This is a genomic window from Paenibacillus agaridevorans, from assembly GCF_003112455.1.
Classification (GTDB): Bacteria; Bacillota; Bacilli; order Paenibacillales; family Paenibacillaceae; genus Pristimantibacillus; species Pristimantibacillus agaridevorans.
Genome location: NZ_BDQX01000068.1, coordinates 1 through 12449, shown reverse-complemented (window position 1 = coordinate 12449; position 12449 = coordinate 1). Strand labels below are relative to the sequence as shown.

The following is a 12449-nucleotide window of genomic DNA, read 5'->3' as shown; positions in this document are numbered from 1 at the left end:
ACATGACCAAACTCAGAATCGGATTCGTCGGCGTCGGCGGCATGGGCCAGATGGCGCACCTAAGCAATTACGCGGTATTGAAGGAAGAGTGCGAGGTTGTTGCGCTGGCGGAACCTAGACCTATATTGGCGCAATTGGTTGCGGACCGTTACGGAGTGCCGGAAGTGTATAATAACCAATTGGAGCTGATCGAAAAAGCGAAAGTCGACGCGATCGTGGCTCCGCAGCAATTCCGCAGCCATAAGGCGATCATCCCCGACATTTTGCGAGCGGGGATTCCCGTCTTTACCGAGAAACCGCTGACACTCACCGTCGAAGCTGGCACCGAACTCGTTCGAATCGGCGAAGAGCACGGTACCCTCCACATGGTGGGCTATCACAAAAGATCAGATCCCTCTATGGAGCGCGCTAAACAAATCGTCGACGAGTGGAAAGCTTCCGGCGATTACGGAGAAATGCGCTACATTCGGATCACCATGCCACCGGGCGATTGGATCGGTGGTGCCGATCATCCTCTTAATTCCGATGAACCTTACCCGCACATCGATCGCGAAGCAGGTCCATCGGATTATTCGGACGAGCAGACGAATGTGCTCGACATTTTCGTTAACTACTACATTCATCAAGTGAATGCCATCCGCTTTTTCCTCGGCGAAAGCTTCCGCATCACTTACGCGGATCGCAAAGGCGTGCTGCTCGCGGGCGAAAGTGACAGCGGTGTAACCGTTACGTTGGAAATGGCGCCCTACCATACGAGTGACGCATGGCACGAAAGCATATTGGTTGCATTCACGAATAGCTTCGTCCGAGTGGACTTGCCTCCTCCGCTCGCGCGTCAGTGCGCCGGGGTTTTGACTGTAATGAAGGACAACAAAGAAATCGAGCTTCCTTCTACAATCCAACCCTCGCTTCCGAACATATCCGCGATGCGCAATCAAGCCCGGAATTTCCTTGCTGCCGTACGCAGAGAGCGCCCGGCGCCAAGCGACGCGCAGGACGCTTTGAAGGACCTGGTCATAGCTAGGCAATATACGGACTACATGATTCGCACCTATTCCTAATTTCAAGGAGGAGCATCGATGAGAAAAGTCGCAATTATCGGCGCGGGAAGCGTCGTATTCTGTAAAACACTTATTCTGGATATTATGGCAACGAAAGCTTTGGAGGAAACAGAATTCGTCTTGATGGCTCCTTCGACTACGAAGACGTCGCAAGTCAAAGCCTATATCGACCGTGTTATTGAGGCTAACGGCCTGAAGGCGAAGACAACGATCACAACGGACCGTCGCGAAGCGCTCGTTGGAGCGAATTATGTCATCTGCTCGTTCCAAGTCGGCGGTCTCTCCGCTTTCGAGCTCGATTACAAAATTCCGCTTAAATACGGCGTCGACCAATGTATCGGCGACACGCTCGGACCCGGAGGCGTATTCCGAGCTCTCCGAAGCATTCCTGTCATCCTCGATATCGCCAAAGATATGGAAGAGCTTTGTCCGAAAGCGATACTGCTCAACTACGTTAATCCAATGGCGATGATCTGCTGGGCGCTCGGCGAAACGAATATCGAGTACGTCGGTTTATGCCATGGCGTACAGACGACGCTGGATCTCATCTCCGGCTATACCGGCATTCCGAAAGAAGAAATCGACATCATTACCGGCGGTATCAATCATATGGGCTGGTTCTTGAAAATCGAGCACAATGGCAAGGATCTTTACCCGGTCTTGCGCGAGAAGTTCGAATTACCGGAATTCTACGTCAACGAGAAGGTACGCGGCGAGGTGTTCCGCCACTTCGGATACTTCATGACGGAGTCGACGGGACACTTGTCCGAGTACGTGCCATGGTTCCGCCATAGCTCCAAGGCGCTCGAGCTGTACTGCGATGAGCCCGGTTTCGGCGGTGAAACAGGCGCATATTACAACTGGTGCACCTACGTGGCGGACAAGTACAAGGAAACCGACTTGCTTGCCGACGAGCCGGCTGACCTGCCTCCACGGAGCATTGAGTACTGCGCTTATATCATCGAAGCGCTCGAAACGGGCAAACCGTTCAAGTTCAGCGGCAACCTCCGCAACAAGGGCATGATCGCGAACTTGCCGGACGATTGCTGCGCGGAAGGCCTCGTGTTCGCCGATAGAACCGGCATTCACCGGACCATCGTCGGCGAGCTCCCACCGCAATGCGCGGCGCTGAATATGACAAATATCAACGTGCAGCGCTTGGCCGTACTCGCTGCGAAATCCGGCGATCCGGAGACGGTCGTCCAGGCGATCGCCCTCGATCCGCTGACGTCCTCCGTGCTGACCTTGAAAGAAATTCGCGACATGGTCACCGAAATGCTCGATGCGGAAGCGGAATGGCTACCGCAATTCGAAAGCCGCCGCCCTCGCCCGACGCCGACAGTTCACATCCCGGCGAACGTACAACGCGCCGAAGCTCCTATTGATCCAGCGCTCGCGATCTTTTCCCGGTTCGGAGAGTTGGCTAAATAATATCTGACTTTGATTCTGGACTGGTGCAGAAAAAAACAGGTGGACATGATTTTGCAGGATCCCCGGACATCGGCAAGCATGGGGGCACTCGATTCGGCTTCGTTAATTTGTTGCCATACTGGGAAGATGCCAAATCCATGATCGGGCGTGACGACTACCTTGCCTACCTGAAGGAATATGGTTCTGGTCAAGAAAGTAGACGTCACATCAGTATAGATTAACTGAAATTCTGAGTTCAAAAGCCGACGACGCAAACATAACAAAAAAAGAGACAATCCCCGGTCATTTTCGCAATGACGCAGGAGATGTCTCCTTTTTTATTTCATTTACTTAATTAAAGCTTTAATAAGATTTGTAAATATAGTCGCCACGCTTGCTCTATTGGCATTTGCAGATGGTGCAAAAGTATTGTTGCCAACGCCGCTTATTAAGCCATAACTTTGAATCTTGGCCACTGCATCCTTCGCCCAAACACTAACTGTGCTTGCATCAGCAAAGGCTGGCGGGCTAGTGCTTTCTAATGTAATACCTTTATATTCGATGTAGTTATGAAGCATCACTGCCATTTGCTCGCGAGTAATGGATGCATTTGGATCAAACTTGCTATTTCCTACACCGGAAACAATGTTTTTATCTGCCGCCCAAGCAATGACGGAGCCATACCAAGCGTTGATATCCACATCCGTAAATTCCGATGTTTTGTAGCTTGTTAAGTCGGCATTCTCCATATTGGCAAGGACCGTAGCAAACATGGCTCTTGTCATTGCTTTATTTGGAGCAAATTCACCTTCTGCAACCCCATTGAAAAGCTGACGCGCCGCTACAAATTGTACCGCACTTGCATACCAGCTTGTGCTCAGTACATCTGCAAACTTTTTATTGTTATAGGCAATAACATAGTTTGAGAAATGACGAAGCGTCATTTTGACCGTGCCCGTAGCAGCATCATATCTACCTAGTACATTTTCCAGGTTTCCGCTCTCGTCCAGGTAGTATACGACAATTGCATCCGCATTTTCGCCTGATTTCAAAGTGTAGGGTACAACGATTGAGGCATTTCCGCCATTAAAGCTTGATATTTTTTCATCACCGCTCATAACTGTAAAATCAAATACCGGTCTGCCCATCAATTGCGCTTTAGTTGTCGCTGATACAGATAGTGTACTTGGATCCACAGCACTTACAGAAACTTTAATATCCGCTTTAGCTGCTTCCGCAATTGCCTTTACAGCTGTAACGTCAAACGTAATGGATGCTACTGCTGTTGCAATCGTTAGTCCTGCCAACTGAGCATCGGCTACTGCTGTCATCGATTTTTGCGGAATAGCCACTTCAACTGCCTTGGCGCCTGCTGGCGCTTCAACCTTGATTTCTACCGTATTTTTTGCGCCATTTGCAGTTTTTGCAAAAGCTACGGCATCTTCTACTGCTTGCTCCGTTAATGCTGCAACAGCCGTTCTGCCTGCAGAAGTTTGTACGAACTCAGCTGTAACAGTTATGATGTTCTCTTGCGTTTTCGGCGCTTCTGGAGTTGGAGTTACTGTCCCAGGGTTGCCATTGCCGCTGCCATCCCCGCCATCTCCGCCATTGCCGCCGCTGCCAGGAATATCTTCATATATGGCAGTCAATGTTACTTCGTTTGCCGGCATTGTAAATAGCAATGGATTTGCAGTATAGCTTTCATTTTCAAGCCCTTCTGCCGTCCATTTTACAAAACGTTTTCCGCTCGGAACTACGGCTGTCACCGTTACTTGCTTGTTTTCCTCGATTTGTGAGCGATTGTCCGTCACATTTCCGTCTACTAAAATCGTAGCTCCAGTTACAGTAAGCGCAGAGGCAACCACTTCTTCATCGATTGGCATACCTCTTAGTACAGGGATGTTTTTAACCTCATCCCACTCCCAGATGTTCGTGAAGTTCCAGCCCAAGCCCTCAAAAGCAGCTTGTTGCGTCAAATCAGATGCCGACTTGCCTACGAAAGCAGGAACAATACCCGAAGGCAATCCGGTTGTGCTTAACTTCCCATTGTCAAAATAGTTGATAGGATCACTATCAATAATGGGTCTGCTGCCTGACCAATACGCTCCGATATTTTCCGATTTAACGTTCTCTGCACCGGTTGCATCATATACATCGTTTACCAATACATTGCCATGCAACGTTTGCAGCAGACTGCCCGAAGAACCGCCCATATCACCGATTAAAGCAGCTTCATACGAACCAAGTCCATAAACGGCACCCGCTACATAGTTATTAACAATCACTTTGCCTGTCGTCGAGTCCTTAGCAATAATTGGCGAATCCGAACTGTTCCAGTTGCTTCCGCCAATTAAGCCGCCAACTGTTTTTCCATAAACGGCTGCAGTAACAGCGGAGTTTTGCAAAGTACCTGCATGGAGCAATCCGACTACGCCGCCTGTATAGCTGCCCCCTCTTACTTCTCCATCTACAGAGCTGTTTTCGATCGTTCCCATAGACGTTCCGGCAATGGCTCCAGTGTTGTTATTACCCTTAATATTTACATGATTTAATTTAAGATTGATTACCTTGCCGCCAGTGCCAATATAAGAGAAGAAACCGGTATTGTTTTCATCCCCTTCGATCGTTAAATTGCTGATTGTGTAGCCTTTTCCATCGAAGGTTCCAATAAACGATGTTGGATGATCGCCGCCGCCAATCGCGGAAAAGTCCACGCCGCTCATATCAATATGTGCGGTAAGCTCATAATTTCCATCAATCGGATAGGCCGTTGTGCCAAAGCCCGCTGATAATGCGGCTAATTCGCTTGCCGTTCCGATTTGTACAATGCCAACTTCGACTTCAGCAGGAATAGCTCTAAGTAGAGGGACATGATTCGTTTCATCCCACTCCCAGATGTTTTCAAAATCCCAGCCCAAAGCTTCATAAGTGGCTTGCAGTACAAAATCAGATGCTGACTTTCCGATTGTAGCAGCTGCAGGAATACCGCTTGTACTTAACTTACCGCTGTCATAATAATTGACTTGATTCTTATCAATGATTGGTCTGCCGCTAGACCAATAGCCAGCAAATTTGCCAGGATTAGCGCCAATTACTTCATTAGTCACTGCATTGCCATGGAAGGTTTGAAGCAGACTACCCGAAGAACCGCCCATATCGCCAACGATGGCACCAATATATCCACCGCCAGCAGGCCCCGAAACAGTTCCTGCAACGTAGTTATTTAAAATAATATTGCCAGTCACTTCATCTTTTTTGGTAAGAGGCGCAACGTAGTTTGTGCCGCCGATCAAGCCCCCAGCCGGATCACCATAAACGGTTGCCGTAACAGCTGAGTTTTGCAATGTGCCTCCATGAAGTACACCTACAATACCGCCGGTATTGCTTTTACCCGTTACTTTGCCATTTACGGTGCTGTTTTCAATCGTACCCGTAGAAAGTCCTGCGATGGCACCTGTATGGTTGCCGCCAGTAATGTCTACATGGTCCAATTTGAGATTGATCACTTTACCGCCTGTACCAATATAAGAGAAGAAACCAACCAGGCTGCCGCTGCTCTCTATCGTTAAATTGCGGATGGTGTGACCGTTTCCTTCGAATGTGCCTACAAATGATATCGGAGCAGTACCTCCGCCAATCGCGGAAAATTCCACACCGCTCATATCGATATCCGCAGACAACACATACCTGCCATCTACTGGATAATTAGGCGTGCCAAATCCCTTTGACAAGGCAACCAATTCATCCGCCGTTCCGATTTTTATAGCCTCTGCGGTATTACCTCCCAGTCCTGTAACTTTCGCAGTCGCGGCGCTTGCTGCAACACCGTTATAAAATCCGGTTCCCGTAGCAACGGCACGCAAAAATGAATCGACATCCGTATCCTTAATCTTATATTGCGATGATGTTGCCCCTTCAATTGGTGTCCAGGTCGTACCATTTGTCGAACGTTCCCATTGAATAGAGGCAGTAGCGCTTGAAGGCGTAATAGATGCGTGTAGATTTTGCCCTTCTTTTGCAACTCCCGTCAAACTAATATTCGTAACCGTAAACTCATTAACTTCCTGCGGAACCGCTGGATACTTCCAGCCTTCCAAATCATACGTGCGCGGCTTGTTGGTAACCAGCACATCGGAATCCCCGGTTTGCAGGATATCCTCTTTATCGAATCCTTTGCTTGTTACTCTAATTTCGTCAGGCGAAATCGAAATATTGGCATATCCCCGTCCGACTTCTCTTACATCAATGTAGGCAATGGCTGGGTTTCCAGGGTCTTGTTTGTACATCGCTCCGCGGTTGTCCTTATTTGCAGAGTAGTTCGTCAGATAGGTTGTTCCGTCGCCGTAGTCAAGAACAACTTGGCCGCTCGCAAAAAGCTTGGTACGGGCATAAATATGGTCATGTCCCATCAATACGATATCAATTCCTGCTTCATCAAAAGCATCCGTCCAAGAGGCTACAGGAGTAGGCATCCGATATCCGAACAGCGTTTTGTGGAACATGCCAACACGCCATTTGGTCGGGTTTTGTTTTACGACGGACTTCATCCAGTCTTGCTGCGCTTTGATCTGCTCTTTACTGCTTTGATCCTGATAATCCATTACCAAAAATAGCGTGTCGCCATATATAAAATAATAGTTGCTAGATTCGTGCTGCAGTTTCGTCATACCCGAAACCATGCGCTCTGTGCCATTGCCGCCGCCGTAGAAGGATACACCATTCTTAGGCGGGTTATGGCGACCCAGGAAGTTTTGCAGCGCAGGGTCTACAGGAGCCCAGCTGTTATTGGCCCATTTGTTGCCCGCTCCGTCAAACTCATGATTACCCGTTGCCATGTAAAGCGGTACTTTCGAGAACAACTCTTGGTTAGCTTCAAAAAAAGCATCCCATTCCCATGTATCGAAACCAAAGTTGACCTGATCGCCCGAGCTTAGGACAAATGACGCATCTGGAAAATCCGTAAAGGCTTGCGTCAGCGCTTTTTTGCTCATGTTCATATAACTATTGAGCGTTGCCTCATAACCTCTAGTATCATTTGCTTGGGCATCGGAAATCCAGTTAAAATTAAACGTATCCAGATTGCTGGCTGGCGTCTTGAAGCTGGCTGGATTCGTGACGCTTGTCACATTCTGGAAACCATCGCCTACGCTATACACATATTCCGTGTCTGGCTCAAGGACAGCGGTTTCTGCCTTATGACTTTGGACGGGTTCAACAGAATATTCTACTCCAGCACCTGTATAATTTAGATTTTCAACATTGCTTCTCAAATCGACTGTAAAATTAGTTCCCAACACCAAATTCGTAAACTTGCCGTTTTTTTCGAAGTCGGATTTTTTCGCATAAAAGAGCTGGGACGACGTCGTTGTTACTGGAGTTACCCAGTTGAAGCGTGCAATATACTCGTCTTTTTCCGACTTGCGCGTTTGTTCATTAAAGTTGTCGTACATATACGTTACCGAGGTTGGTGCTTCGTCGCCGCCTGTTGGCTGTGTTATTTTTTCTCCCGATTTTACAATATTGAATTCATCAATGACGTAAAACGGTTTATCCTCGCCTAATGCTTTGTAGTATGCTTTATACGTGATGGCATTGCTGGAAACTTCCACCTTGCTGTAAACGCCAGGCGAATGGATGGACCCACCACCAGAACTCGACTTGTTAATGCGAAGATCATAGAAAAAATCATTCCATGAAGTGTCTTCAGTGGCGTTTAAGCTGTACGCATAATTGTACACCGATCCGCCTATCACATAAGTAGGCGCCTCGCCAAACGGTACATTTTCAATACTTCCTTTGCCAGGATCTGTAGAGGTAGTCTTTAAAGTCGATCTGGCATAGGCATGCTCATGACCATGTAATACAAGATCAATGCCTGCATCAGTAAGCTTTTTACCTGTTACGTTATCTAATGCATAGTGGCTTGCACCAGGATCGTAAGGCGGAGCATGGAAGTATACAATTTTCCACGCTTTTGAAGTATTATTAGCTTCTTCCGCCAGAAAATCCCATTGAATTTTTCTGTCTTCAGAAGTGACGGCATAAGAATTTAGGGAAATAAAAAGGGCATCTCCATATTCAAAAGAATATACCGTACCTTGTGACGCTTCGGACAAACCGTCCGGTTTCTTTAAAGAACTATAGTCGAATCTTGCTTTATACTGTATAAAATCTCTATCATAGGCATAACCGTCATGATTGCCTGGAGTTGCCACGATCGGCATCGTATCTAGCAGATTTTGAGCCGCATCAAAGAAGTATTGCCATTCATAGGATGAATTGCCGTCCTCAACTATATCCCCCGTATGGAGAAGAAACGCAGCATCTGCTTCCTTTTCCTTAATATGATCGAACATTTTCGCGGTATTCTCATACGACTTTACATCATATCCCTGTGTATCGGGTGTAACAACAAAAGAAAACGGCTTATTTTTAGCAGGATCCGCAGCGGCAGTAAAGCTCGCTACAGCGCTATATCCATCAGTCTCATTACCCACTTTATAGAAATATTCCTGTTCAGGTGTAAGATCCCGAATGACTACGTTAAAAGAATTTATGGGTGTAAATTCATTGGGTCTTTTTGTATTTGAGATAATAATATCTTCTTCTTTTGGCGTAGACATAGTTGCACTTACACTTACACCATCCGTAAGTGTAGGCGAGGTTCCATATACAATTTCCGAATCAGTTACTTTGGGATCGGTAACCCAGTTAAAACTCATCGCAGACTTGCCTGGCTCAGCCCCCCCGGCTAGTCCCATTGTCATTTGCGAAGGAACTCCTGCAGGTGCAGCAGCTGATGCAGTGTTCGGCGTGACAATTCCCGAAATAGTTATAAGCACTGCTAAAATTACAATAGTAATTTTAGACATTGCTTTTTTCACTTGATTCATCCCTAAAAATCTCCTTTTTCATTGCAATTTTTAAATACTCTATAATTATTATGTTCATTTGTTAATTTGGATGCGTTTTTATAATAATAATAAGTAAATACGAAGAAAAATAAATAACTCTCCTAGCTGCCTTCTCATTTCGATGGCTGCTGGAGAGCTATTTTTACAACATATATTTTTCTATCCCTTTACATTCTGACTACCATACTGTCTGTAAACGCAAGTTATTCCCTTATTCCGTATAAACTAACTGCTTTCTGTCAGAGTCCCAGCGCCATGTTAAATCGTCATGTAGCCGTAGACCGCCATACCACTCATTTATTCCCTTCATCTCTACCCAATCCTTTACTCCCGCGGCTACTGTCATCCCTACCTCGGTTAATGCAACTTCGCATTTTTCAAAGGATGCGGTTGTTTTTTTGCGATGATCAGGAAATGTATGAGGGCCCCGTATCTCCAAAAGCGCATGCGGCCGTTCCGACATACAACGCAGTCGATACCAAAATTCCAAATCACCCATACCTAGCACGCTTAAACGGTTCCCGATTTCTTTAAATAGCTCGTGAGGGGTATTCACCCCATGCCGGATCAACTCCAAAGTTGTTTGCTCTACGATTCCCAGTCCATTCTTGGCGGAAGGCAGGCGGGATACGTGCAGTTCAAGTGCCGCGTGGGCGAAAGGCAGTGCCGATGTATCTTGATGCAAAATTTCAACATGCCGTTCTACATCCGGAGAAGTGTATGCCTCCCAGATCCTGCTGCCCGTCTCAAGTTCCTTCTGTCCGATCCTCTGCCACGTACCTGCTAATGCTTCCAACTGCTTTGCTGAAAGTTGGCCCAGTCCTCGAAACAAATCAATACCCGGATAGTCGCCAATACACAATAGATTTAGTTTTGTATGTCCTAGCGTCTGCTTTGAAAACCAATGCAACAAATAGCTTAACATGAGCTGATCAAACAAATCATGTTCGAACCATAATACGATCTCGTTGTATTTGTGGAAGTTCTGCAAAATCTGTTCTTGCGACTTATAATGGGTCACGTAGTCATCTGCCGAAATACCCAACGTTCTCTCCAGATATTCCACTCTTGGCGACCTCTGATGGGGCTCGTCCATTTCAACGAAGACCGGACCTACCGGATACACTTCTCTCCAGACCAGGATATCTCCGCGGATATTTCCCGCCCTTAACTTATCGCCGACAATATCTCCGTTTACGATATGGAGCATCGACAAACCTCCTTCGTATAGAGAAAACCACTCCTGAAACAATGGAGTGGTTTCTTGAATGCTCACGTTAAGACTTCTAAGCTGTCGGTTTTACAATTCCCGGGCTTCCGATTCGGCGACCGTCTTTACTTTCTCCAAAAATTTAATAACGACCTTTTCGTTTGCAAAAATCATAAATAACTTTATGAACCACTTCAAAGCTTTATTCGTTGCCGTATATCTAAACCTTGTTTTATGATGATCTAATCTAAATAGCTCATAGTAAGCTGTAATCTCAAAATAGTTTGCTAACGTAAAACCGATTTTCACTTTCTTTTCATTCGGAGTATTCAAATATTCCAACGTGTGGACATCATACTCTTCCGTTCGTTTGCCTTCTTTGTACTTTTGACGGTAAATGCTCCCGACAAACTCTTCTGTAATCTTGACCGGTTTATTTTCAACCACTTGCGGCATAATCTTCTGCATTTGTTCTAATGAACCGTCAAAGTATGACCATACTTGCTCAATTGGTGCATGGATCTCAATTTCACTAGACCATTGTTTCAACTATACCACCCCTGGTAGGATTCAATCTAAATTACTTTGCTCTCATACGGTTATTCCGTGGATGATGTTCGACTTCTGCAAGACCTAGCTCCTCCATTAATGGCGGGATATACATCCCGAAACGCCCCCGAAACCCCTTCTTTAATCCATACCATCCGCCTACTGGGTTTTCCGGCGAGCGCCCCCATGCTTCAACAGTGCCATCCTTTGCAGGCTTCTGCTCATCTGCACTGCCAAGCTCCACCCAATCACCATGCTGCTTTAACATTGCGTGTAGATCAGCGATACAGCGGTAATCATAATGCAGGACCGTCTTCCCTACCGTACAGACCAAAATCTCCTTGCCGTCCTTTTCATCCTTATACATTTCATATTCCGATGTCTGTGGCGGTGTTTTCAGCTTCCAAGGATATTCTTTTGTCCCATTTACGTCAGACATAGTTAGTAACCTCCGATTTTCCAATCACTCGAATTTACACTATTAACTCTGGAATAAAGGCTTTCGTGATAGGTTTAACCGCGGTTCCTTGCGTAAAACTGAATATGGAGTTGACGAACTTGCTCTGCTAATTCAGGAACAGGTCCATCTATTGGCGTATCCCGAATGACATCTTGAATGGGAAGATTTCGAACGCGCGATGGAGCTACCCCCATTTCACTCAACCATTGTACCAGTTGTTCGGACGAACATACATAAACGATCCGACCTAAACCAACCCAACCGTGAGCCGCCGCACACATAGGGCAATGTTCGCCAGAGGTATATACTGTCGCCTTGCTTCTTTCTTCAGGTGTCAGATTAGAGGCTGCCCATCGCGCCAAAGCAAATTCCGGGTGTTGGGTATGGTCGCCACTTGCAACGTGGTTATGGTCTTCTGCAAGCACTTCTCCCTCGGCGGAAACAAGGACTGAACCAAACGGCTCGTCCCCTTTCTCCAGCGAAATAGCCGCCAATTCAATCGAACGTCGCAGGTGCTTCAAATCCCAATCGCTTATCATAACGGATTCCTCCTCGTCCTTCGAAGATTAATCTTTTTAAAGTCGCGTTTATACAACAACTATAACATTTTTAACTACCCTGATGTTGAGCGCTCCAGTACGAGAATGCGGTCCGCATACCGAATCCCTCAACAACAAAACCTACTCAAAAAAAGTTCGTTCCAGAAACATACTGGAAGAAGAACGATTTCTAAGTAGGTCGCTTACGATGACTTAAGTTAATATGCGATCGGTTTATTCGACCGCCAGCATGAGCTTCTCCAGCTCAAGCGGTTCAACGTACACTCCGTCCTTGAATGCTCTCAT

Annotated in this window: 7 protein-coding genes; 2 read left to right on the top strand and 5 right to left on the bottom strand. The window is 46.6% G+C overall.

Annotation, left to right across the window (positions count from 1 at the left end; all coding sequences use genetic code 11):
* Window positions 1-2 precede the first annotated feature (2 nt).
* Window positions 3-1061: a Gfo/Idh/MocA family protein gene (locus PAT3040_RS07405; protein WP_181376483.1), complete on the top strand. Its 1059-nt coding sequence runs from the start codon at window positions 3-5 to the stop codon at window positions 1059-1061.
* A gap of 18 nt (window positions 1062-1079) precedes the next feature.
* Window positions 1080-2492 (top strand): alpha-galactosidase, encoded by a 1413-nt coding sequence (gene melA, locus PAT3040_RS07400; protein ID WP_108992092.1) that lies wholly within the window; start codon window positions 1080-1082, stop codon window positions 2490-2492.
* Window positions 2493-2818: 326 nt separating this feature from the next.
* Here melA and PAT3040_RS07395 read toward each other — a convergent pair whose 3' ends face one another.
* The 5 genes from PAT3040_RS07395 to PAT3040_RS07375 form a co-directional block, all read right to left on the bottom strand.
* Window positions 2819-9364 carry a metallophosphoesterase gene (locus PAT3040_RS07395; RefSeq protein WP_108992091.1) on the bottom strand — a complete coding sequence of 2182 codons (6546 nt, stop codon included), beginning with the start codon at window positions 9362-9364 and terminating at the stop codon, window positions 2819-2821.
* A gap of 232 nt (window positions 9365-9596) precedes the next feature.
* Window positions 9597-10661: a DUF1835 domain-containing protein gene (locus PAT3040_RS07390; protein ID WP_258234885.1), complete on the bottom strand. Its 1065-nt coding sequence runs from the start codon at window positions 10659-10661 to the stop codon at window positions 9597-9599.
* A 24-nt stretch (window positions 10662-10685) separates the two neighbouring features.
* Window positions 10686-11144: an SRPBCC family protein gene (locus PAT3040_RS07385; protein WP_108992089.1), complete on the bottom strand. Its 459-nt coding sequence runs from the start codon at window positions 11142-11144 to the stop codon at window positions 10686-10688.
* A 31-nt stretch (window positions 11145-11175) separates the two neighbouring features.
* Complete coding sequence (locus PAT3040_RS07380) at window positions 11176-11583, bottom strand: DUF6855 family protein (RefSeq protein ID WP_108992088.1); 408 nt, start codon at window positions 11581-11583, stop codon at window positions 11176-11178.
* Between the two features lie 74 nt (window positions 11584-11657).
* Window positions 11658-12143, bottom strand: a complete 486-nt coding sequence (locus PAT3040_RS07375) for a nucleoside deaminase (protein WP_108992087.1) — start codon at window positions 12141-12143, stop codon at window positions 11658-11660.
* Window positions 12144-12449: the final 306 nt, after the last annotated feature.